Below are 21,663 nucleotides of genomic sequence, written 5' to 3' on the forward strand. Positions count from 1 at the left end.
GGGGTAACCGGAGGGGGACGGTTACAGAAGCACGCCGCTGCCGCTGCGAGCGAAATTCTTCAATGTTCGCTGGCGGGTGTCAACGGGTCAGGGGCGGTAGCGGTAGCCCATTCCCGGCTCGGTGATGAGGTGCCGGGGGCGGGCCGGGTCGTCCTCCAGCTTGCGGCGCAGCTGGGCCAGGTACTGCCGCAGGTAGTTCGTCTCGTTCTGGTATTCCGGCCCCCACACGTCCTGCAGGAGCTGACGCTGGCTGACCAGCTTGCCGGGGTGGCGGAGCAGCTTCTCCAGCACGCTCCACTGGATCGGGGTCAGCTTGACCTCGGTGCCGTCGTCGCGCCGCACACTGTGGTCGGCCAGGTCGACTGTGTGCTTGCCGATCCGCAGCGCCGGCACCGCCTCGGTGGGGCCGCCGAGGCGGCGGGTGACGGCGCGGATGCGGGCCAGCAGCTCCTCCACTCCGAACGGCTTGGTGACGTAGTCGTCCGCGCCCGCGTCGAGCGCGGCGACCTTGTCCTCGCTGCCGGCCCGGCCGGAGAGCACGATGATCGGCACGCTGGTCCAGCCGCGCAGACCGCGGATCACCTCCACCCCGTCGATGTCGGGCAGGCCGAGGTCGAGGACCACCAGGTCGGGCGGGTGACTGGCGGCGGCCTTCAACGCGGCGGCCCCGGTGTCGGCGACGTCCACGTCGTAGCGGCGGGCGCGCAGGTTGATCCGCAGGGCGCGCAGGATCTGCGGTTCGTCGTCGACGACCAGGATGCGGGTCATTCCTGCGGCCCCTCCGAGCTGGTCTGTGCGGCGGCCGGCAGCCGCAACACCATGGTGAGCCCACCGCCGGGGGTGGTCTCCGGGGTGATGCTGCCACCCATCGCCTCGGCCAACCCCCGGGACAGGGCGAGTCCGAGACCGACGCCTGTCTGGTTGTCCCGGTCGCCGAGGCGTTGGAACGGCAGGAAGACGTGCTCCCACTGGTCCTCCGGGATGCCCGGCCCCCTGTCGATCACCCGTAGCTCCACCTGCCCGGCGTGCGCACTGGCGGTGATCGTCGGCGGCTGGTCCGGCGGGCTGTAGCGCAGCGCGTTGGCGACGATGTTGACAAGCACCCGTTCCAGTAGGCCCGGGTCGGCGGTGGCGGCCGGCAGGTCGGCCGGGATGTCCGTGCCGACGGTCGCGGCCGCCGGGCCGAGTTCGTCAAGCGCCAGGGGTACGGCGTCCTCCAGGCCGATCACTGTCGTCGAGATGCCGAGCACGCCGGCCTGGAGGCGGCTCATGTCCAGCAGGTTGCCGACCAGCCGGGCGAGCCGGTCCAGCGACTCCTCGGCGGTCTCCAGCAGCTCCTCGCGGTCGGCCTCGTCGAACTCGATGTCGGGGCTGCGCAGGCTGGTCACCGCCGCCTTCGCCGACGCCAGTGGCGTACGCAGGTCGTGGCTGACCGCGGCGAGCAGCGCGGTGCGCATCCGGTCGGCGGCGGCGAGCGGCCGGGCGGTGGCGGCCTCCTCGGCGAGCCGTTCCTGGCGCAGCGCCACGGCGGCCTGGGCGGCGAACGCCTCGACGATCCGCCGGTCGGCGGCCTCCAGCCGTCGGCCGCTGAGCACGACGGTGATCCGCTCGTCGACGGGTACCGCCGTCTCACCGCCGTCGGGTGTGCAGGCGGGCTGGTCGCCGACGCTTGCCACCACGCACCAGGCGCGCTCCTCCCGGGCCCGGTCAGGACGACCGCCGGCCTCCTCGGCCAGCTCCAGCACGCTCACCGCGCGCAGCCCGAAGGTCTCCCGGAGCTGGTCCAGCAGGGCCGGCAGAGGGCGTTCGCCGCGCAGTACGCCACCGGCGACGGCGGCGAGGGTCTGCGCGTCGGCGGCGGCGCGCGCGGCCTCCCGGGTCCGCCGGGCCGCGACGTCCACGATCCAGCTCACCGCGAGGGCCACGCCGACGAAGACGGCCAGGGCGAGCAGGTTGTCGGCCTCGGCGATGGTGAGCGTCCGGTACGGCGGGGTGAAGAACCAGTTGAGCAGCAGCGAACCGCCGAGCGCGGCGACAAGCGCCGGCCACACCCCGCCGACGAGCGCGACCCCGACGACCCCGGCGAGGAACAGCAGGATGTCGTTGGTGAGGGTCAGGTCGGGCAGGGCCTTCAGCAGCAGTGTGAGCAGCGGCATCCCGAGCACGGCCAGAGCGAAGCCGAGCAGCCGTCGCCGCCGGGACAGCGCCGCCGGCACCGCCGCCGCCCGGCGGCCCTTGCCGGCCTGCTTGTGGGTGACCAGGTGGACGTCGATCGAGCCGGAGAGCGCCGTGGTGGTCACCCCGACACCCCGGGCGAAGATCTGCGCGAGGCGACCCCGGCGACTGGCCCCGAGCACCAACTGGGTGGCGTTCACGCCCTGGGCGAAGTCGAGCAGCGCGGCCGGCACGTCGGTGCCGAGCACCTGGTGGTACGTGCCACCCAGGCTCTCGACGAGGACCCGCTGGCGGGCCAGTTGGGCCGGGTCCGCGCCGGCCAGGCCGTCGCTGCGGGCCACGTGCACGGCGAGCAGGTCGGCGCCCTTGCTGCGGGCCGCGACCCGGGCCGCCCGGCGGATCAACGTCTCACCCTCCGGGCCGCCGGTCAGGGCCACGACGACGCGTTCCCGGGCCTCCCAGGTGGCGGCGATGCCCTGCTGGCTGCGGTAGCGGTCGAGCTGCTCGTCGACCTTGTCGGCCAGCCAGAGCAGCGCCAGCTCGCGCAGCGCGGTGAGGTTGCCGACCCGGAAGTAGTTGCCCAACGCGGCGTCGATCTTGTCTGGCCGGTAGATGTTGCCGTGCGCCATCCGCCGGCGCAGCGCCTCCGGGGTCATGTCGACAAGCTCGACCTGCTCGGCGGCGCGGACGATCTCGTCGGGCACGGTCTCCCGCTGGGTGGTGCCGGTGATCTGGGCGACGACGTCGTTCACCGACTCCAGGTGCTGCACGTTGACGGTGGACAGCACGTCGATCCCCGCGTCGAGCAGCTCCTGGACGTCCTGCCAACGCTTGTCGTGCCGGGAGCCGGGCACGTTGGTGTGTGCCAGTTCGTCCACGATCGCGATCTCGGGGTGGCGGGCCAGCACCGCGTCCAGGTCCATCTCGGTGAACTCGGCGCCCCGGTAGGTGAGCGTGCGGCGGGGCACCTGTTCCAGGTCGCCCAGCATGGCGGCGGTGTGCTGGCGGCCGTGGGTCTCCACGAAGCCGATCACCACGTCGGTGCCGCGCGCGGCCCGCCGTTGGGCCTCCTCCAACATGGCGTACGTCTTGCCGACGCCGGGGGCGGCCCCGAGATAGATGCGCAGTTCTCCGCGTGGCACGGGACCATCCTCCCTGCTCAGATCGGCGGGCGGGGCCGTGCCCGGTTGGCACGGCCCCGCCTGCGGGTGCGCTCAGCGTGCGGGGAACTGCTCGTCGAGGGCGAGGTTGAGCTCCAGCACGTTGACGCCGGGTTCACCCATGAATCCGAGCGCCCGCCCGGCGGTGTGCTCCTCGATGAGCTTGCGGACCGCCGCCGGGTCCGCGCCGCGTTCCCGCGCGACCCGGTTCACCTGCACCTCGGCGTACGCCGGGCTGATCTGCGGGTCGAGGCCGCTGGCGCTGGCGGTGACCGCGTCGGCGGGCACCGCCGGGTCGGCGGGGGCGTCGCCCCGGATCGGGGTGACCACCCCGCCGGCGGCCACGTAGTCCTCGCCCGGTTGGGCCGGCTCCACCGGCACCCCCTGGTACGAGGACACGAACGGGGTGGCCGGGGCGGCCTGGTTGACGCTTACCACCCGGGTGACCGGGCCGGTCAGACCGTCGGCGCGGAAGACGGCGAGCACGGCGCCCACCCCGTCGTCGGTGCAGTACGGGCGACGTCCGTCGACACCGTTCAGCTCGCCGACGGCCTTGCTGCGCCCGCACACCTGGGTGAGCAGGCTCTCGCTGGACTCCTCCGGGTCGGTGGCGATGGTGTCGACGACGCTCTCCGGGCCCAGGTTGCTGGCCGAGGTGGAGGTCGGGTCGTAGCCGTCACCGGCGGCCGACGGGCGGGACTGGAAGTAGCGCGGGACGGGGTTGCCGTCCGCGTCGGTGAAGGACTGGCCGATGAGCGAGCTGCCGATCGTCGTACCGCCCGAGGTGATAAGCGAGCCGTCGACCTTGTGGTTCAGGCCGGGCAGTCGACCGACCGCGACCAGGGCCAGCGGGTAGACCAGGCCGAGCAGCACCGTGAAGACCAGTACGGCGCGCAGCGCGGCGAGGTGTTGGGCGATCCAGGTGGGTAGGCGCATCACGAAATCCCCGGGATGAATTGGATGAGCAGGTCGATGAGCTTGATCCCGATAAACGGCACGATGATGCCGCCCAGGCCGTAGACCAGCAGGTTGCGGCTGAGCAGCTTCGACGCGGCGGCCGGCCGGTACCGCACGCCGCGCAGGGCGAGCGGGATCAGCGCGATGATCACCAGGGCGTTGAAGATGACGGCGGACAGGATCGCCGACTCCGGGCTGGCCAGCCGCATGATGTTCAGTGCGTCCAGGCTCGGGTAGAGGCCGGCGAACATGGCCGGGATGATCGCGAAGTACTTCGCGATGTCGTTCGAGATGCTGAACGTGGTGAGCGCACCACGGGTGATCAGCAACTGCTTGCCGATCTCCACGATCTCGATCAGCTTGGTCGGGTCGGAGTCGAGGTCGACCATGTTGCCGGCCTCCTTCGCGGCCGACGTGCCGGTGTTCATGGCCACCCCGACGTCGGCCTGGGCGAGCGCCGGTGCGTCGTTGGTGCCGTCGCCGGTCATCGCGACCAGCCGGCCGCCCTCCTGCTCCCGCTTGATCAGCGCGAGCTTGTCCTCCGGCGTCGCCTCGGCCAGGAAGTCGTCCACCCCGGCCTCGTCGGCGATGGCCTTCGCGGTACGCGGGTTGTCGCCGGTGATCATCACGGTCCGGATGCCCATCCGGCGCATCTCGTCGAACCGCTCGCGCATGCCGGACTTGACCACGTCCTTGAGGTGGATGACGCCAAGGGCGCGGGCCGGCTCACCGTCGACGTGCTCGGCGACCACGAGCGGGGTGCCGCCGGTGCCGCTTATCGCGTCCACGATCTCGCCGACCTGCTCGGTCGGGTGGCCGCCGTTCTCGCGTACCCACTTCATCACCGCTGCGGCGGCGCCCTTGCGGACCCGGCGGGCCGTGCCCGACGCGCCGCCGTCGACGGTGGCGTCCGGGGTCAGGTCGACGCCGCTCATCCGGGTCTGCGCGGTGAACGGCACGAAGGTGGCGTGCGGCATCACCCCGGGCTCGCGCTCGCGCAACCCGAACTCGTTCTTCGCCAGGACTACCACCGAGCGCCCCTCCGGGGTCTCGTCGGCCAGGCTGGACAGCTGGGCGGCGTCGGCCATCGCCTCGACGGCAACCCCTTCGACGGGTACGAACTCGGCGGCCTGCCGGTTGCCCAGCGTGATGGTGCCGGTCTTGTCCAGCAGCAGGGTGTTGACGTCGCCGGCCGCCTCGACGGCCCGGCCGCTCATGGCCAGCACGTTGCGCTGGACGAGGCGGTCCATGCCGGCGATGCCGATGGCCGACAGCAGCGCGCCGATGGTGGTGGGGATCAGGCAGACAAGCAGCGAGACCAGCACGACACCTGTGACACCGGAACCGGTGATCGCCCCGCTGTCCGGCGCGGCCGCCTGGTACGCCTTGGAGAAGATCGCCAAGGGCTGGAGGGTGACCACTGCCAGCAGGAAGATGATCGTGAGCGCGGCGAGCAGGATGTTCAGCGCGATCTCGTTCGGGGTCTTCTGCCGGTTGGCGCCCTCGACCAGGGCGATCATCCGGTCGATGAAGCTCTCCCCGGGCTTCTGGGTGATCTTCACGATGATCCGGTCGGAGAGCACCCTGGTGCCCCCGGTCACCGCGCTGCGGTCACCGCCGGACTCGCGGATGACCGGGGCCGACTCGCCGGTGATCGCCGACTCGTCGACGCTGGCGATGCCCTCCACGATGTCCCCGTCACCGGGGATGATGCCGCCGGCCTCGACCAGCACGATGTCGCCCTGCCGCAGCTCCGGCGCGGGCACCGCCTCGTCGCGGTAGGTGTTGGCCCGCGCGCCGGGCTTCCAGTCGACCAGCCGGGTGGCGATGGTGTCCTTCTTCGCCTGCCGCAGGGTCGCGGCCTGGGCCTTGCCCCGGCCCTCGGCGACCGCCTCGGCGAGATTCGCGAAGATCACCGTCAGCCAGAGCCAGATGGTGATCGCCCAGGCGAAGACCGACGGGTCGGCCACCGCCAGGACCGTGGTGAAGGCCGCGCCGACCTCGACGATCAGCATCACCGGGTTACGCCACATGGTGGTCGGGTTGAGCTTGCGTACCGCGTCCGGCAGGGACCGGATCAACTGCTGGGGGTCGAGCAGGCCTCCGCCGATCCGGTTGCCCTGGGTGGCGGGCGTGCCGGGGAGTTGCTCTGTCGGGGCGGACGTGACGGACATGTCCTCGTTCCTCATGATGGTCAGAGCCCTTCTGCCAGCGGGCCGAGCGCCAGTGCGGGCAGGAAGGTCAGCGCGACGAGGACGACGGTGACGCCGACGACCATGCCGATGAACAGCGGTCGGTGGGTCGGCAGGGTGCCCTCGGACGCGGGGGTGGGTGCCTGGCGGGCCAGCGATCCGGCCAGCGCGAGCACGAAGATGAGCGGCAGGAATCGGCCCAGCAGCATGCACAACCCGAGCGCGGTGTCCCACCAGGTGGTGTTGACGGTGATGCCGCCGAACGCGGAGCCGTTGTTGTTGCTGGCCGAGGTGAACGCGTACAGCACCTCGGAGAGCCCGTGCGGGCCGACGTTGAGCGCCGTGGAGTTGTTGCCTGTGGCGAACGCCGCCGCCGTGCCGACAAGCACCAGGATCGGCGTGATCAGGAAGTACAGCGAGGCGAACTTGATCTCGCGGGACCCGATCTTCTTGCCCAGGTACTCGGGAGTGCGGCCGACCATCAGCCCGGCCACGAAGACCGTGATCACCGCGAGGATGAGCAGGCCGTAGAGACCCGAGCCGGTGCCACCCGGCGCGACCTCGCCGAGCATCATGTTGACCATCGTCATCATGCCGCCGAGCGAGGTGAACGAGTCGTGGAACGAGTTCACCGCACCGGTCGAGGTGAGCGTGGTGGCGGCGGCGAAGGTGGCCGAGTTCGACACGTCGAACCGCACCTCCTTGCCCTCCAGCGCCGCGCCGACCGCCTGCGGGACCGTGCCGTGGCCGGCCAGCTCGAAGATGTTGGTGATGGCGACGCTGGCGAACGCGAGGATGCCCATCACGGCGGCGATGGCGTAGCCCTGCCGGTTCTGCCCGACCATCCGGCCGAAGACCCGGGGCAGGCTGAACGGGATCAGCAGGATCAGGAAGATCTCCAGCCAGTTCGTCCAGGCGGTCGGGTTCTCGAACGGGTGGGCGCTGTTGACGTTGTAGAAGCCGCCACCGTTGGTGCCCAGCTCCTTGATGACCTCCTGGCTGGCCACCGGGCCGCCGGTGATGGTCTGGGTGCCGCCGGTAAGCGTGCTCACGTCGGTGCCGCCGGAGAGGTTCTGCACCGCTCCGCCGATCATCAGCGCGATGGCGCCGAGCACGGCGATCGGCAGCAGGATGCGCAGCACGATCCGGGTCAGGTCGACCCAGAAGTTGCCGAGTTGCCCGGTGCGGCTGCGGGCGAAGCCGCGGACCAGCGCGACAGCCACCGCGATGCCGACCGCCGCCGAGACGAAGTTCTGCACCGCCAGGCCGGCCATCTGCACCAGGTGGCCCATCGTCGACTCACCCGAGTACGACTGCCAGTTGGTGTTCGTCACGAACGACACTGCCGTGTTCCACGCGCCGTGCGGCACCACCGGGTCGAAGCCCAGCGACAGCCACAGGTGGTTCTGCACCCGCTGGAACAGGTACAGGAACAGGATCGAGACCGCGGAGAACGCCAGCACGCTGCGGGCGTACACGCCCCAGGTCTGCTCGGCGGCCGGGTTGACCCCGACCAGCCGGTAGATGCCCCGCTCGACCCGCGACTGCTTCGTTCCGGAGACCGCCCGGAACATGTAGTCGCCGAACGGCTTGTAGACGGCGACGATGGCCGCCACCAGCGTCAGCACGAAGATGACGCCTGCTGTTGTCATGGTCATCAGAAGCGCTCCGGGAACAGCAGGGCGAACACCAGGAACGCGCCCAGGACGATCGCGAGCACCAGACCGACGGCGTTTACCGCGTTCACAGCTTCTCCACCGCCCGGACCACCAGGGCGAGCGCTGCGAACAGCACCACCGTCAGGACCACGAACACCACGTCAGACACGCTGACTCCTCTTACCGGAAAGGTTCGTCGCGACCGCCTTCCGGTCGCGCCGGGCAAGCAAAGCCCCACCGCCTGCCGGATGGCAGGGGTCATAACGCGACAGTGACGGCGGCGAACCTTTTCTTGACGTGGTTTTCACACCTGCCCACTGAACAGGTGAAATGCGGCACAGAGGCGCGTCGGTCGGGGAGACGAGGGGTGGCTGTCCACCCTTTGCTCTGCTTCAACGGAGGCAACAGCGAGGCACCGACGCTGTTGCGCCGGTGGAAGCAGAGCAAAGGGCCCGAAGGGGGTGGGCGGCGGGTCAGGCCGGGCGGCGGGCCACCAGCACGTCGCGCATGATCGACTGGTCCACCCGGTGCCGCAGCGCGCGGTAGGGCTCGGCGTCGACAACGGTCAGGCCCGCGTCGGCAAGCGCCGCCGCCGCGTCGTCGCGGCTCGCGACGTGGGTGTTCCAGGAGATCCCGAGCGCCCCGCCGGGACGCAGCAGCCGCGCCCAGACCGGCGCGGCGTGCGCGAGCAGCGCCAGCGGATCGCGGGTCAATCCCTGGTCGGCGGTACGACTGCCGTGCTGTACGCCGTACGGCGCGTCGGCGACGACCAGGTCCACGGTCTCCGGGCGGAAGAACTCCGCCGACCGGGCGGTGTCGGCGTTGACCACGTCCAGCAGCTGGGTCTGGCCGGCCTTGTGTTCCTCGCGGGTCGGCGCCAGCTCGATCCGCACCCGCCGGCCGACCACCTTGCGCTCGCGGCGCACCGGCCCCGACTCCAGCACCCGGTGCTTGACCCGCTTCTGCTTCAGCCAGGTGGTGATGAACGCCCGGTACGCCTCGACGTCCTTCTGGTCGCGCTCGATCCCTGCCGCGTCGAAGCCGTACATCAGTGCCTGGTTGAGGGTGGTGCCGCGACCGCAGAGCGGGTCGAGCACCCGGAACCGGCGGCTGGTCAGCTCGCTGGCCCAGTCCGAGGCGAGCAGTGTGACGTTGAGCAGCAGCTTGGTGAACTGCTCGTTGGTCTTGCCCGGGTACTTCTGGATGGTGAGCAGGTCGTCGTCATAGCGGTCCAGTCGGCTCCACTCGACCGGCCGCAGCAGCTCGCCGACGATCTCGAACAGCGCGTACCCGGCGGAGAGGTTGCCCAGGACGCTCAGGTCCCGCTCGGTTAGCCCGTCACCGGTGAAGGTGACGTAGGACGCCCCGCCGACGACCTCGGTGTCCAGCTCGCCGATCCGACCGTCGAGCGCCGAGCGGCCGAAGATCTCCAGCTCGGCCCGGGTCAGGTCGACGGCGGAGCGGGCGTACACCCGGTTGGTTGCGGGCAGGATCAGCAGGCCGTAGCGCGTCATGATCCGGCGAGTATTCCACAACGGGTGACTGTCGCCGGGAACCGGAGCGGCCCTCGGAGCGACTACCGGTACATGGGGTGTGAGCAGTGGCGGGAGATCCTGTCCGCGCAGTTGGACGGGGAGGAGACCGCCGCCGAGCGGGCGGCGGCGCAGGGGCACCTGGACGAGTGCGCCAAGTGCCGGGCGTGGTTCGCGACGGCGGCGGGGGTGACGCGTCGCGTTCGTACCCGATTGGTCACCGACGTCCCGGACCGGACCGACGCGATCCTGGCCGCCCTCGGCGGCGGTGTCGCGGCCGGCGCGACAGGTGACGCTGGCGCGGTCCCCGACGCCACGCCGCCCAGCCGCCGGTCGCGGTGGCGGCCCCACCTGCCTGGGCGCGGCGCCCTGGTCGTCGGGTTGCGCGCGGCGCTCGGGCTGCTCGGCGCCGTGCAACTGGTGCTCGGCCTGGCCCAGGTGGGCCGGGGCGCGACCGCCGACCACCTGCACCCCGCGGGCCAGCACCTGTGGCACGAGTCGGCCGCGTGGAACGTCGCTGTGGGTGCCGGCTTCCTCTTCGTGGCGGTACGCCGCAGCCCGCCGGCCGGGCTGCTGCCGATGCTCAGCGCGTTCGTCGGCACGCTGCTGCTGCTCTCGGTGAACGACCTGGCCACCGGGTCGGTGGACGGGGAGCGACTGGTAAGCCACGGTTTCCTGGTGGTCGGCTATCTGATCACCGTGCTGCTGTCCCGCCCCGGGCTGCGTCCCGGCGGGCCTGCGCCGCAGCGGCAACCGACGCCGTCGCGCTGGCGTTTCGGCACCGACGAGGGCGAACGGCCGCTGCGGGTGGTCAACGCGGGGGCGTACCCCGCGCAGGCGGCCGATCGGCACGCCGCTCCGGCGGCACGGGCCGGCCGGGCCGCGCGGGCCAGCCGGACCGGCGACCGGCGGGCGGCCTGAGCCTGTTCAGTCCGTCTGCCGCTGCCGCGCGCGGTGGGCGCGCAGGTTTGCCGGGAGGCCGCAGACGCGGACGGAGTGCCAGACCCCGCTGTTGTTGCGGGAGCGGTCGTAGAACGCCACCTGGCACCGGGGGTTGCGGCAGGTCTTGATGCGCCGGCCGACGTCGGTGAGTTGCGCCGCGAACAACTCCGCCAGGACGAGGGAGACAAGCGACTCGGCGCCCGTCCCGGCGGGATCGAGGTGGACCGACCCGGTCCCGTCGAGCCGCAGCGTGGCAGCTGCGGCACGAGGGGCCGGCACCGGCTCGGGCGGCCCGGATTCCGGTGTGGCGTGGAGCCTGGCGTCGATCCCGTACCGCAGCTCGTCGCGGAAGGTCCGCAGCGCCCGCAGGCCGGCCGGGTCGAGCGTCACGTCGGGTGCCGGCCGCCCGGTGGCCGTCGACCACCGGGCGGCGACATCGTGCGTCCACTGCGTGGCGCTGTCGAGATCGTCGAGGAGATCCGGCTGGCGGGGTGCGCCGGCCGGGAGCGTGTTGAGCAGGTCCTGGACCAGCCCGAGGCCGCCCGGTGCGGGGTCGAGGCCGTATCGCGCGGTCGCGGGCCACGGCGGAGTGGACACCGACGGCATTGTCACATCACTTTCCGATCAGGCCGAGCGCCCCGTACCACAGCGGTCCCGGGTTCACCCAGTCCGGATAGAGCTCCATCATCGCGTCGAAGAACTCGATGGCGGTCGACTTCTCCGCCAACAGCCGCTCCACGTTCAGCAGGTACCTCCGGGTCTCGTCGATGCTCGACGGGTCGTCGGGGCGGTTGCGGTTCTTGTGGCTGGCGACGACAGCCCGGGGCGCGAGGGCCTCGACGCGGTCGAGTGCCTTGAGCCACTCTCGCAGGCCACCGTTGACGGTTTCCAGCAGGTACTGGTGGACCCCGTTGTAGACGACGTCGCCGGCCACGACGAGGCCGATCGACGGTACGTGCAGGACCGTGGTCTGGTCGCCGTCGGTGTGCCCGGTCTCGACCGGCTGGGCGACGTTGCCGTCGATCAGAATTCCGCCGGGCGGCACCGGAATGGCGTCTACTGGCGACTCCGGGATCAGCCCGGGGAAGACCTTGTCGAACACCGCCTGGCGCCCGACGGTGGCCTGCTGGTGCATGACCTCGATGGTGCCGGGCGTCGCGTAGGTGACGGCGTCGGGGAAGCGCTTGACCAGTTCGGGGGCACCGAACCAGTGGTCGCCGTGCCCGTGGGTGGCGTAGATGGCGGTCAGCCGCTTGCCCGACCGCTCGATCCAGTCGCCCGCCGTCGCGATCTGCTCGTGGGTGAACGGCGGGTCCACCAGCAGCGCCTCCTCGGCCCCCGAGATCAGGGTGGTGGCTGTCGGGTTGAAGTGGATCGGCGAGCCGTCCGGCATGCGCTGCTCTCCGGCCCGGACCGGGCCGTCCAATACCAAAACCTCGTAGGAAAGGGCAGATGGGGACATGCTTCCTCCTCGGTGACGCGGGTTGCGACAGTCGGCGCACGCCCACCGACGAAATAAGCATAAGTCTTATGCCTATTTCAGCCAGCCGTTTGCCGAGTCTCCTGCGTCACGCCCTCCCTCGCGACGACCTGCGGGACGACCTGCTCCACGATCGTCAACAGCGTGGTGGTGAGCAGCAGGTGCACCTGGGGGCGGGTCAACGCGCCGCGCTGGAGCCACTCCCGGGCGGTCGAGGTCGCCAGGCCGCAGTACGCCCGAACCATCCCGCGTAGCTCCTCGTGGCGCTCCGCCTCGTCGGCAAGCCCGACGGCGACGAGCATGCGGTCCGCGGCGACCTCCTCGGCCTCGGCGAGCACCCGTTCCACGTCGGCGTCACCACCCATTCCCCGCGCGGTGACCGCCGCCAGCCAGGAGGTGCTGTGCCGGGACACCACGTCGAGGAACCAGGTGACACTGGCCTCGACCCGGGTCCGCAGGTCACCCTTGGGCAGCCGTTGCAGGGCAACCTCCGGGATGGTCACCATGACCCGGACGACCTCCAGGTAGAGGTCCTTCTTCGCCCCGAAGTAATGGTTGACCAACCCGCGGGCGACACCCGCCTCGCGGGCCACGTCGGTGGTCGACACGTCCGCGTACGGCCGCTCGCCGAACAGCCGGACCGCGCAGGCCAGGATCTGCCCACGTCGGGCGTCCGGCTCCAATCTGCGGCGGCGCGGAGCCGTCTCGACACTCATCTGGCCGACCCTATCGGCAGCTCACATCGCCGGCTTCGGCCTCGACGCCCCCCGTGCCTTGTCGGAACCGGCGGCATCGAGGCCGCGCCGAACCGGTCAACTGCGGAACCCCTCGATCGCGGCCGGGGTCACCGGGGTGAAGAAGTTGACCAGGTTGCCGTCGGGGTCGCGGAAGAGCAGCGCCCGGTTACCCCAGGGCATGGTCGTGGGCTCGTTCACGAAATCCTCGACCACGCTCTTCAGCTTCTCGTACAGCGCGTCCACGTCGTCCACGAGGAACTCGATGATCACGCTGTGGTTGTCGGCCGGGCGGGCCGAGTCGGGCGCGAACAGTGCGACGGTGCGGGTGCTGCCGATCGCCAGCCTGCCGTGGGCGGTACGCAACTCGGCGAAGTCCTCGTTACCCCAGGTCGCCTGCACGCCGGTGATCTTCTCGTAGAAGCCGACCAGGCGGTTGATCTCGTCGGTGATGATGCGGATGGAGACGAAGTCCATGTCTTCTCCCTGCTCAGTGCGGTTGGTATCGCTCGGTGGAGATCACGTTAGAACGAATACTGGACAGGTTCGGTCCAGTATTCGGATAAAGTTCACACCGTGGCACGACCGACAGCCCAGGTGCTCGCACTACTGGAACTTCTGCAATCCGGCGGCGTCCGGACGATGACCGAGCTTGCCGAGCGCCTTGGTGTCGAGCCGCGCACCGTGCGGCGCTATGTGAGTCATCTGATCGACCTGGACCTGCCGGTGGAGTCGGTGCGCGGTCGCTACGGCGGGTATCGGCTCGCCGCCGGCTACCGACTGCCGCCGCTGATGTTCAACGACGACGAAGCTCTGGCCGTCCTACTCGGCCTGATCGCCGGCCGTCGTGCCGGGTTGGCCACGGCAACCGGCACCGCTGGCGAAACCGCCGCCGCGAAGATCCGTCGCGTCCTGCCGTCGCGGACCGCTGACCTGCTGGACGCCGCGCTCCAGTCCCTCGCCTTCACCGCCGAACCCGGTGACTTCCCCGCGCCGCAGACCGACGTACTACTCACCGTCGCCGAGGCGGTCCGCCACCACCGGCCGATCTCGCTGCAATACACCTCGGGTGACGGTCGGCGCAGCGTCCGCGTGCTGCATCCGTTCGGGCTGGTCAACCATGCCGGCCGGTGGTATGCCACAGGGGTCGATCCGGAGATCGGCGAGGAGCGAACCCTCCGACTCGACCGCATCGCGGACGCGAGACCGTTGCCGGGCTCGTTCGAGCCGCCCGCCGGAAACGATCCGGCCGGGCACCTTCTCAGGTCGATGGCACGAGCGCCGTACCAGCATGCGGTGTCGCTGCGGATACAAGGAACTGTCGAGCAGATCCGCAGGCGGCTACCAGCCAGCATCGCCGAGGTACGAGAGGGTGCGGAGGAAGGCTGGCAGGACGTGGAGATCCGGGCAGAGAGCCTCGACTGGTTGCCCGGCATGCTCGCTGCACTCGACCTGCCGTTCGTCATCGAACGCCCGGACGAACTCCGCGACCGCGTCGTCGCACTCGCCGAGCGGCTGGTGGCCTCGGCACGCCGCGATTCGGCCCGCAGCTAGCCAGCCGCCACCCTCACCGTGATCACTTGATGCTCAGCAGTTGTCAGCGCCGCTCCTGAACTGCTGAGCATCAAGTGATCACGACGAGCGGCCTGCGGTGATCCGCCTTTCTGTCTTACCCTTGCCACTCATCAGTGGCAGCCCGACTGGCGCGGTCTCCACCGCTCCTGCCCGGCGGGCTAGATCAACTGAGCAAGGGAGCAGAGCCTTGGTTTCTCGACGTCGAGTGTTGTCTGGCGCGGCCGGTGCGGCCGTCGGCCTCACGGCCGCCGGTACGTTCGGCGGGTCGGCGACGGCGGCACCGTCCGCCGCCACCGTGACGTCGCCGCTGGCGGCCCGCCGTGGTCGACTGATGAGTCGGACGGTGGTGACGTCACCGGCCATTCCGTTGACCCACCTGTCCGTCGCGCACAGCGGCCCGGCGGCGGCGGTGCGCCTCCGTACCGGCAAGGGGTGGAGCGACTGGCTGGAGCTCAGCGCGTGCCCGAGCGGTCGGGACGATCGCGCGTCGTCGGCCCGGTCGAGCGTCGTGGTGGCCGACGGCGCCACCGGATACGAGGTCCAGGTCGCGGACGGTTCGGCGGCGACAGTTGTCGAGCTGAACATGGTCGACGGGGCTCGGCGGACGATCGCGAGCGCGGAGACGAACGGCCTTCCGCTGCCGCCCAACACGCGGAGGCCGCCGACGTATCTGCCCCGGTCCGGCTGGGGAGCCGACGAGTCGCTGCGGCTCGCCCCGAACGGCAGCCCGCTGTGGCCGACGCAGTTCTTCCCGGCGCAGACGCTGACCGTGCACCACAGTGGGGTGGACCAGCACAACGACGACCCCGATCCGGCGGCGACGGTTCGCGCCATCTACTACGACCAGTGCGTACTCCAGGAGTTCGGGGACATCGGTTACCACCTGTTGATCGACGAGGCCGGCAGGGTCTACGAGGGCCGCTACTCCGATCCGGGGTCGCAGCCGGTCTACGGCCCGGCCTCGGGTGCCGACGGTCGGCCGCTCGCGGTCAACGCGGCGCACGTGAGCGGCTACAACGCGGGCAACATCGGCATCTGCCTGCTGGGCCGTTACACGTCCCGCCTGCCGAGCCCGGCCGCGCAACGGTCACTGGCCGTCGTGCTGGCGGGGCTCGGCCTGACGAGCCGGCTCGATCCCACCGGTCGGACCGGCTACGTCAATCCGATCAGCGGGGTGGGTGGCAACGTGGCGGTCATCTCGGGCCACCGGGACTGGGCGAGCGTCGGGGCCGACCCGACCGAGTGCCCGGGCGACTACTTCTACCCCTACCTCGGCGAGCTTCGCCAGGAGGTGTCCACTCTGGCCGGGGTTCACCCGACTCCGCCACCCCGGCCGCCGCGGCGCTAGTCGTCGCGGGGCAGCCGCACCTACCGCCCCCGCCTGGTCGACCGTCGCACCGGTGGGGGCGGTGCCGTCTGGGCCCGCCGCACCTGTGGGGCTACCGATCCGGACTTATTGACATGCCGCCAACAGCGCGCGAGGGTGATGAACATGCCGACGCCCCCGCTCGACGGATCCCCCTCAGCCTGGCGCGAGCCGGAGCACGACGACCTCGCCGACCTGGCCCGCACCTTCTTCACCAAGGAGGTGCTACCGCACACCGACCGTCTGCTGGCGCAGGGCCACCCGGACCGCGAGCACTACCGCCGCGCCGGCGAGCTGGGGTTGTTGGGCCTGTCCGTCCCGGAGGAGTACGGCGGCGGAGGCGGCCAGTTCACCCACGAGGCCGTGCTGCTGCACGAACAGACGTACGCGGGTGAGAGCAGCCTCGGGTTGGCGGTGCACAGCGGCATCGTCACCGGCTACCTGGTCGCGTACGGCAACGCGGAGCAGAAGCGGCGGTGGCTGCCCGGCCTGTGCAGCGGCGAACTTGTGGGCGCCATCGCGATGACCGAGCCGGACGGCGGCTCCGACCTTCAGGCGATGCGCACCCGTGCGGTCCGCGACGGGGACGACTACCTGGTCACCGGCGCGAAGACGTTCATCACCAACGGTGGCCTGGCCGACCTGATCATCCTGGCCGTGAAGACCGACCCCGAGCAGCGGGCGGCCGGTGTCTCGCTGCTGGTCTGCGAGGTCGGCGACGATCCGGCGGGCTTCCGCCGGGGCCGGCTGCTGTCCAAGATCGGGCTGCACGGCAACGACACCGCCGAGTTGTTCTTCGACGAGTTGCGGGTGCCGGCGGCCAACCTGCTCGGCGACGCCGAAGGGCTGGGCTTCGGCCAGCTCATGCAGCAACTCCCGCAGGAACGGCTGGTCATCGGCGTCGGCGCGGTGGCCGCGATGCAACGCGCGGTCGAGCTGACCGTCGCGTACGCGAAGGAGCGCACCGCCTTCGGCAAGCCGCTGATGGGCCACCAGCACACCCGGATGGTGCTCGCCGAGTGCGCCACCCGCGCCCGGGTCAGCCGGGTCTTCCTGGACGACTGCATCGTCCGGCACACCCGCGGCGACCTGGACGTGGCGACCGCCGCGATGGCGAAGTCCTGGCTCACCGAAGGGCAGTGCGAGGTCATCGACAGGTGCCTACAGATCTTCGGTGGCTACGGCTACACGACCGAGTATCCGATCGCCCGGATGTACGCCGACGCCCGGGTCCAGAAGATCTACGGCGGCACCAACGAGATCATGAAGGAGCTGATCGCCCGTGCCCTCTGAGGCGTACGTCTACGACGCGGTCCGCACCCCGCGCGGACGCGGCCGGGACACCGGCGCGCTGCACGGGGTCAAGCCGATCTCGCTGGTGGTCGGCCTGATCGACGCGCTGCGCGAGCGCAACCCGGGGCTCGACGTGGGCCGCCTGGAGGATCTGCTGCTGGGCATCGTCACCCCGGTCGGCGAGCAGGGCGGCAACCTGTCCCGGGCCGCCGCGCTGCTGGCCGGGCTACCCGACCAGGTGGGCGGGGTGCAGCTCAACCGGTTCTGCGCCTCCGGGCTGGAAGCGGTGAACATCGCTGCCGCACGGATCCGCTCCGGCTGGGAGCACCTGCTGCTCGCCGGTGGCGTGGAGTCGATGTCCCGGGTGCCGATGGGCTCGGACGGCGGGGCCTGGATGAGCGATCCGCAGACCACGCTCGCCACGTCGTTCGTCCCGCAGGGCATCAGCGCCGACCTGATCGCCACCCTGGAGGGCTTCACCCGCGACGACGTGGACGGTTACGCGCTGCGGTCGCAGGATCGGGCCGCCAAGGCGTTGGCCGGCGGGCACTTCGCCCGCTCGGTGGTGCCGGTGCGCGACGGCAACGGGCTGGACATCCTCACCGTGGACGAGCACCCGCGACCGGACACCACCCGGGAGACGCTGGCCCGACTCACCCCGTCGTTCGCGGCGCTCGGCGACGCCGCCGGCTTCGACGCTGTCGCGTTGCAGAAGTTCCACTGGTTGGAGGCGATCGAGCACGTCCACCACGCCGGCAACTCGTCGGGCATCGTGGACGGTGCGGCACTCGTGCTGATCGGCTCGGCGCAGGTCGGCCAGGAGCTCGACCTCGCCCCGCGCGCCCGGATCGTCAGCGCGGCGGTCAGCGGCGCCGATCCGACGCTGATGCTCACCGGCCCGATCCCGGCCACCCACAAGGCGCTCGCCGCCGCCGGGTTGACCGTCGCCGACATCGACCTGTTCGAGTTCAACGAGGCGTTCGCCGCCGCGGTGCTCAAGTACGTCCGGGATCTGGGTATCGACCCGGACCGGGTGAACGTCAACGGTGGCGCTATCGCACTCGGTCATCCGCTCGGCGCGACCGGGGCGATGCTGATCGGCACCGCCGTCGACGAGTTGGAGCGCCGTGACCTGCGCCGCGCGGTGGTGACCCTCTGCATCGGCGGCGGCATGGGCGTCGCCACCGTTCTCGAGCGCTGCTGACCCCCGGGGGACGACAATGACAAACACCATCCGGTACGACAGTGCCGCCGACGGCGTCGTCACGCTCACCCTCGACGACCCGGACCAGTCCGCGAACGTCATGAACCAGGCGTACGCGGCGTCCATGAGCGCCGCGCTCGACCGGTTGGAGGCCGAGCGTGACGAGCTGACCGGGGTCATCGTGACAAGCGCGAAGTCGACCTTCTTCGCCGGCGCCGACCTGCCGCGGACGATCCGGGCCAGCCGCGCGGACGCGCCCGAACTGGCCGAGCTGCTCGACACCATCAAACGGGACCTGCGCCGGCTGGAGACCCTGGGCCGACCGGTGGTCGCCGCGATAAACGGCTCGGCGCTCGGCGGTGGCCTGGAAATCGCCCTCGCCTGCCATCACCGGATCGCGCTTGACGCGCCGGGCAGCCGGCTCGGCCTGCCCGAGGTGACCCTCGGTCTGCTGCCCGGGGCCGGCGGTGTCACCCGGACGGTACGGCTGCTCGGCCTGGCCACGGCACTGACCACCGTGCTGCTCACCGGTCGGCGGATGCGCCCCGCCGACGCCCTGGCCGCCGGGCTGGTCGACGAGGTGGTCGCCACCCCTGCGGAGTTGCTGGACCAGGCCCGGGTCTGGATCGCCGCCAACCCGCACCCGAGCCAGCCGTGGGACCGACAGGACTACCGGATGCCCGGCGGCACCCCGGCCAGCCGCTCGCTGGCCGCCCAGTTGCCGGCCTTCCCGGCCACCCTGCGCAAGCAACTCAAGGGTGCCCGGCTGCCCGCACCCGAGGCGATCCTGGCGACCGCTGTCGAGGGCGCGCAGGTCGACCTGGCGACCGCGTTCACAGTCGAGACCCGGCATCTGATCGGCCTACTCACCGGGCAGGTCGCCAAGAACATGATCGGTGCCTTCTTCTTCGACCTGAAGGCGGTGAACGGCGGCGCGGCCCGTCCGAGCGGGGTGGACGCCCCGCCGGTGCGCCGGGTGGCGGTGCTCGGCGCCGGGATGATGGGCGCGGGCATCGCGTACGCGTGCGCCACCGCCGGGTTGGACGTGGTGGTCAGGGACGTCACGCCGGAGGCCGCCGGCCGGGCCCGGGAGCACGCCGAGCGGTTGCTGGCCCGCAGGGTACGCAAGGGTCGCGCGACGCAGGCCGACGCCCGCGCGGTGCTGGACCGGATCACCACCACCGACCAGGTCGACGCGTTGGCCGGCTGTGACGCGGTGATCGAGGCGGTCTTCGAGGACCCGGCGCTGAAGCAGGCGGTCTTCGCCGAGGTGCTGCCGGTGTTGGCGCCGGGCGCGTTGCTCGCCTCCAACACCTCCACCCTGCCGATCACCGGGCTGGCCGAGGGGGTGGACCGGCCCGGCGACTTCATCGGCATGCACTTCTTCTCCCCGGTGCACCGGATGCCGCTGCTGGAGATCGTGGTCGGGGCGCGGACCAGCGACACCGCTCTGGCGCGGGCGTTCGACCTGGGACGGCGGATCGGCAAGACCCCCATCGTGGTCAACGACGGCAGGGGTTTCTTCACCAGCCGGGTGATCGGTCGGTTCCTCGACGAGGCGGTCGGCATGGTCACCGAGGGTGTTCCCGCCGCGTCGGTGGAGCAGGCCGCCCTGCAGGCGGGCTACCCGACCGGGCCGCTGGCGCTGGCCGACGAGGTGAGCCTCACCCTGATCCAGCGGATCCGCCGGCAGTTCGAGGAAGCCAGCGAGGAGTTCCTGCCGCTGCCGGCGCACCGGCTCGTCGACGAACTGGTCGACGCGTACCACCGGCCGGGGCGTGCCGAGGGACGCGGCTTCTACTCCTACGACGACGACGGCGGCCGGGGCCGGTTGTGGCCGGGCCTCGCCGACCTGGTCACCGACGTGGGCCGTGCGGTGCCGTTCACCGACCTCCAGGAACGGATGCTCTTCGCCGAGGCGCTGGACGCGCTGCGCTGCCTCGACGAGGGTGTGTTGCGCACCGAGACCGACGCCAACATCGGCTCGATCTTCGGCATCGGCTTTCCGGCCTGGACCGGCGGGGTCATCCGCTACGTCCGGCAGTACGCGGGCGGTCCCGCCGGCTTCGCGGCCCGTGCCGTCGAGCTGGCCGACCGGTACGGTGACCGGTTCACGCCCCCGGCCGACCTGGTCGACCGGCTCGCCGCCTCGGCCACCCGCCCCGGCGAACCGGCCGGCGTCGCATGACGGGCTCCGCCGGTGGGCGAGCCGGCGAGCCGGGCGACGCGGCGCACCGTGGGCCGCTGGCCGGGGTACGGGTGGTCGAGTTGGCAAGCCTCGCGCCGGCCCCGTTCGGCTGCATGGTGCTCGCCGACCTGGGCGCGGACGTGGTGCGGGTGGATCGTCCGGGTGCCCCGGGTGCGGGGCGGCTGGCCGCGCCGACCGGCGGACCGTTGCAGCGCGGCAGGCGGGTGACCGCACTGGACCTGAAGTCCCCGGCCGGTGTGGCCGACCTGCTGTGCCTCGTCGAGCGGGCCGACGTGCTCGTCGAGGCGTACCGGCCGGGGGTCGCCGAGCGGCTCGGCTTCGGCCCGGAGGTGTGCCAGGAGCGCAACCCCGGGCTGGTGTACGCGCGGATGACCGGTTGGGGCCAGCACGGCCCACTGGCGGCCCGCGCCGGGCACGACATCGACTACCTCGCGGTGGCGGGGGCGTTGGAGCCGCTGGGCCGGGCCGGTGAGCGCCCGTACGCGCCGATGAACCTGCTCGCCGACTTCGGTGGCGGCGGCATGCTGCTCGCCGTCGGGGTGCTGGCGGCGCTGCTGGAACGGGAACGCTCCGGCGTCGGTCAGGTTGTCGACGCGGCGATGGTGGACGGGTCGGCGCTGCTCACCTCGTTCCTGCACGGGCTGCTCGGCAGTGGCCTGTGGGCCGCGCCGCGCGGGCGCAACATGTTCGACGGCGGGGCGCCGTTCTACGACACGTACGCCACCGCCGACGGTGGGTTCATGGCTGTCGGCGCTGTCGAACCGGCCTTCTACGACGTACTCCTCACCGGCCTCGGCCTGGCCGACGACCCGGACCTGCCCGCGCAGTACGATCCGGACGGCTGGGATGAGCTGCGCCAGCGCTTCGCCGCCCGGTTCGCCGAGCGGACCCGGGACGAGTGGACCGCGGTCTTCACCGACCTGGACGCCTGTGTCGCGCCGGTGCTCGCCCCCGGCGAGGCGCACCGGCACCCGCACAACGCCGCGCGGGGGACCTTCGTCGACGTCGGCGGCGAGGTCCAACCGGCCCCGGCGCCGCGCTTCGACCGGACGCCCCCGGCCCGACCAGCTCCCGCGCCGGACCCGGAGCAGGACGTTATACCGGCAGCGGAAATTCTCGCGAACTGGCCGCGACGGAGCTGAGGGGCTGCGAGTTCCGGGGCGTGGTGGCACTCTCGGCGGAGCCG

19 protein-coding genes are annotated in these 21,663 nt (G+C 71.4%); 7 read left to right on the forward strand and 12 right to left on the reverse strand.

The window, feature by feature from the left end:
- Positions 1 to 87: 87 nt before the first annotated feature.
- The 8 genes from AB0B85_RS02200 to AB0B85_RS02235 form a co-directional block, all read right to left on the reverse strand.
- Positions 88 to 768, reverse strand: coding sequence for a response regulator (locus AB0B85_RS02200; protein WP_357402627.1), 681 nt, complete (start codon positions 766 to 768; stop codon positions 88 to 90).
- The gene (locus AB0B85_RS02205) at positions 765 to 3,317 is read right to left on the reverse strand and encodes a DUF4118 domain-containing protein (RefSeq protein WP_357402629.1); all 2,553 of its coding nucleotides are present in this window, start codon (positions 3,315 to 3,317) and stop codon (positions 765 to 767) included. The genes AB0B85_RS02200 and AB0B85_RS02205 overlap by 4 nt, the downstream gene beginning before the upstream one ends.
- A gap of 72 nt (positions 3,318 to 3,389) precedes the next feature.
- Complete coding sequence (locus AB0B85_RS02210) at positions 3,390 to 4,271, reverse strand: potassium-transporting ATPase subunit C (RefSeq protein ID WP_357402631.1); 882 nt, start codon at positions 4,269 to 4,271, stop codon at positions 3,390 to 3,392.
- Entirely contained in the window at positions 4,271 to 6,466 is a 2,196-nt protein-coding gene (gene kdpB, locus AB0B85_RS02215; protein WP_357402633.1) for a potassium-transporting ATPase subunit KdpB, read from the reverse strand. Before kdpB ends, AB0B85_RS02210 begins: the two co-directional genes overlap by 1 nt.
- A gap of 20 nt (positions 6,467 to 6,486) precedes the next feature.
- Entirely contained in the window at positions 6,487 to 8,142 is a 1,656-nt protein-coding gene (gene kdpA, locus AB0B85_RS02220) for a potassium-transporting ATPase subunit KdpA (RefSeq protein ID WP_357402635.1), read from the reverse strand.
- Positions 8,142 to 8,231, reverse strand: coding sequence for a K(+)-transporting ATPase subunit F (kdpF, locus tag AB0B85_RS02225; RefSeq protein ID WP_036390805.1), 90 nt, complete (start codon positions 8,229 to 8,231; stop codon positions 8,142 to 8,144). The genes kdpA and kdpF overlap by 1 nt, the downstream gene beginning before the upstream one ends.
- Positions 8,228 to 8,404 carry a hypothetical protein gene (locus AB0B85_RS02230; RefSeq protein WP_357402637.1) on the reverse strand — a complete coding sequence of 59 codons (177 nt, stop codon included), beginning with the start codon at positions 8,402 to 8,404 and terminating at the stop codon, positions 8,228 to 8,230. Before AB0B85_RS02230 ends, kdpF begins: the two co-directional genes overlap by 4 nt.
- A 211-nt stretch (positions 8,405 to 8,615) precedes the next feature.
- Positions 8,616 to 9,656, reverse strand: coding sequence for an SAM-dependent methyltransferase (locus AB0B85_RS02235; RefSeq protein WP_357402639.1), 1,041 nt, complete (start codon positions 9,654 to 9,656; stop codon positions 8,616 to 8,618).
- 72 nt (positions 9,657 to 9,728) lie between these two features.
- Between AB0B85_RS02235 and AB0B85_RS02240 the strand changes: the two genes are divergently transcribed.
- Positions 9,729 to 10,595: a zf-HC2 domain-containing protein gene (locus tag AB0B85_RS02240; protein ID WP_357402641.1), complete on the forward strand. Its 867-nt coding sequence runs from the start codon at positions 9,729 to 9,731 to the stop codon at positions 10,593 to 10,595.
- Between the two features lie 6 nt (positions 10,596 to 10,601).
- Here AB0B85_RS02240 and AB0B85_RS02245 read toward each other — a convergent pair whose 3' ends face one another.
- From AB0B85_RS02245 to AB0B85_RS02260, 4 genes are all read right to left on the reverse strand, one after another.
- The gene (locus tag AB0B85_RS02245) at positions 10,602 to 11,222 is read right to left on the reverse strand and encodes a CGNR zinc finger domain-containing protein (protein ID WP_357402643.1); all 621 of its coding nucleotides are present in this window, start codon (positions 11,220 to 11,222) and stop codon (positions 10,602 to 10,604) included.
- A 7-nt stretch (positions 11,223 to 11,229) separates the two neighbouring features.
- Complete coding sequence (locus tag AB0B85_RS02250; RefSeq protein ID WP_357402645.1) at positions 11,230 to 12,078, reverse strand: MBL fold metallo-hydrolase; 849 nt, start codon at positions 12,076 to 12,078, stop codon at positions 11,230 to 11,232.
- A 77-nt stretch (positions 12,079 to 12,155) separates the two neighbouring features.
- Positions 12,156 to 12,812 (reverse strand): TetR/AcrR family transcriptional regulator, encoded by a 657-nt coding sequence (locus tag AB0B85_RS02255; protein ID WP_357402647.1) that lies wholly within the window; start codon positions 12,810 to 12,812, stop codon positions 12,156 to 12,158.
- A 96-nt stretch (positions 12,813 to 12,908) separates the two neighbouring features.
- Positions 12,909 to 13,307: a VOC family protein gene (locus tag AB0B85_RS02260; RefSeq protein WP_357402649.1), complete on the reverse strand. Its 399-nt coding sequence runs from the start codon at positions 13,305 to 13,307 to the stop codon at positions 12,909 to 12,911.
- A gap of 99 nt (positions 13,308 to 13,406) precedes the next feature.
- Between AB0B85_RS02260 and AB0B85_RS02265 the strand changes: the two genes are divergently transcribed.
- The 6 genes from AB0B85_RS02265 (at position 13,407) to AB0B85_RS02290 (ending at position 21,619) form a co-directional block, all read left to right on the forward strand.
- On the forward strand, positions 13,407 to 14,384 hold the full coding sequence (locus tag AB0B85_RS02265; protein ID WP_357402651.1) for a YafY family protein: 978 nt from the start codon (positions 13,407 to 13,409) through the stop codon (positions 14,382 to 14,384).
- Positions 14,385 to 14,592: 208 nt separating this feature from the next.
- Positions 14,593 to 15,753, forward strand: coding sequence for an N-acetylmuramoyl-L-alanine amidase (locus AB0B85_RS02270; protein ID WP_357402653.1), 1,161 nt, complete (start codon positions 14,593 to 14,595; stop codon positions 15,751 to 15,753).
- Positions 15,754 to 15,897: 144 nt separating this feature from the next.
- Positions 15,898 to 17,064 carry an acyl-CoA dehydrogenase family protein gene (locus tag AB0B85_RS02275; protein WP_357402655.1) on the forward strand — a complete coding sequence of 389 codons (1,167 nt, stop codon included), beginning with the start codon at positions 15,898 to 15,900 and terminating at the stop codon, positions 17,062 to 17,064.
- On the forward strand, positions 17,054 to 18,268 hold the full coding sequence (locus AB0B85_RS02280) for an acetyl-CoA C-acetyltransferase (RefSeq protein ID WP_357402657.1): 1,215 nt from the start codon (positions 17,054 to 17,056) through the stop codon (positions 18,266 to 18,268). The genes AB0B85_RS02275 and AB0B85_RS02280 overlap by 11 nt, the downstream gene beginning before the upstream one ends.
- 16 nt (positions 18,269 to 18,284) lie before the next feature.
- The gene (locus AB0B85_RS02285; protein WP_357402659.1) at positions 18,285 to 20,456 is read left to right on the forward strand and encodes a 3-hydroxyacyl-CoA dehydrogenase NAD-binding domain-containing protein; all 2,172 of its coding nucleotides are present in this window, start codon (positions 18,285 to 18,287) and stop codon (positions 20,454 to 20,456) included.
- A complete protein-coding gene (locus AB0B85_RS02290; RefSeq protein WP_357402661.1) occupies positions 20,453 to 21,619 on the forward strand; it encodes a CaiB/BaiF CoA-transferase family protein in 1,167 nt (388 codons plus the stop codon). Before AB0B85_RS02285 ends, AB0B85_RS02290 begins: the two co-directional genes overlap by 4 nt.
- The last annotated feature ends 44 nt before the right edge of the window (positions 21,620 to 21,663 follow it).

This window comes from Micromonospora sp. NPDC049044, from assembly GCF_040649215.1.
In the GTDB taxonomy this organism is placed as follows: domain Bacteria; phylum Actinomycetota; class Actinomycetes; order Mycobacteriales; family Micromonosporaceae; genus Micromonospora.

What these genes read in the sequence shown, in the direction of transcription:
- AB0B85_RS02200 (WP_357402627.1), bottom strand. Translation starts at nt 768, where the DNA reads ATGACCCGCATCCTGGTCGTCGACGACGAACCGCAGATCCTGCGCGCC.
- AB0B85_RS02210 (WP_357402631.1), bottom strand. Translation starts at nt 4,271, where the DNA reads ATGCGCCTACCCACCTGGATCGCCCAACACCTCGCCGCGCTGCGCGCC.
- kdpB (WP_357402633.1), bottom strand. Translation starts at nt 6,466, where the DNA reads ATGTCCGTCACGTCCGCCCCGACAGAGCAACTCCCCGGCACGCCCGCC.
- kdpA (WP_357402635.1), bottom strand. Translation starts at nt 8,142, where the DNA reads ATGACCATGACAACAGCAGGCGTCATCTTCGTGCTGACGCTGGTGGCG.
- AB0B85_RS02230 (WP_357402637.1), bottom strand. Translation starts at nt 8,404, where the DNA reads ATGACCCCTGCCATCCGGCAGGCGGTGGGGCTTTGCTTGCCCGGCGCG.
- AB0B85_RS02235 (WP_357402639.1), bottom strand. Translation starts at nt 9,656, where the DNA reads ATGACGCGCTACGGCCTGCTGATCCTGCCCGCAACCAACCGGGTGTAC.
- AB0B85_RS02240 (WP_357402641.1), top strand. Translation starts at nt 9,729, where the DNA reads ATGGGGTGTGAGCAGTGGCGGGAGATCCTGTCCGCGCAGTTGGACGGG.
- AB0B85_RS02245 (WP_357402643.1), bottom strand. Translation starts at nt 11,222, where the DNA reads ATGCCGTCGGTGTCCACTCCGCCGTGGCCCGCGACCGCGCGATACGGC.
- AB0B85_RS02250 (WP_357402645.1), bottom strand. Translation starts at nt 12,078, where the DNA reads ATGTCCCCATCTGCCCTTTCCTACGAGGTTTTGGTATTGGACGGCCCG.
- AB0B85_RS02255 (WP_357402647.1), bottom strand. Translation starts at nt 12,812, where the DNA reads ATGAGTGTCGAGACGGCTCCGCGCCGCCGCAGATTGGAGCCGGACGCC.
- AB0B85_RS02260 (WP_357402649.1), bottom strand. Translation starts at nt 13,307, where the DNA reads ATGGACTTCGTCTCCATCCGCATCATCACCGACGAGATCAACCGCCTG.
- AB0B85_RS02275 (WP_357402655.1), top strand. Translation starts at nt 15,898, where the DNA reads ATGCCGACGCCCCCGCTCGACGGATCCCCCTCAGCCTGGCGCGAGCCG.
- AB0B85_RS02285 (WP_357402659.1), top strand. Translation starts at nt 18,285, where the DNA reads ATGACAAACACCATCCGGTACGACAGTGCCGCCGACGGCGTCGTCACG.
- AB0B85_RS02290 (WP_357402661.1), top strand. Translation starts at nt 20,453, where the DNA reads ATGACGGGCTCCGCCGGTGGGCGAGCCGGCGAGCCGGGCGACGCGGCG.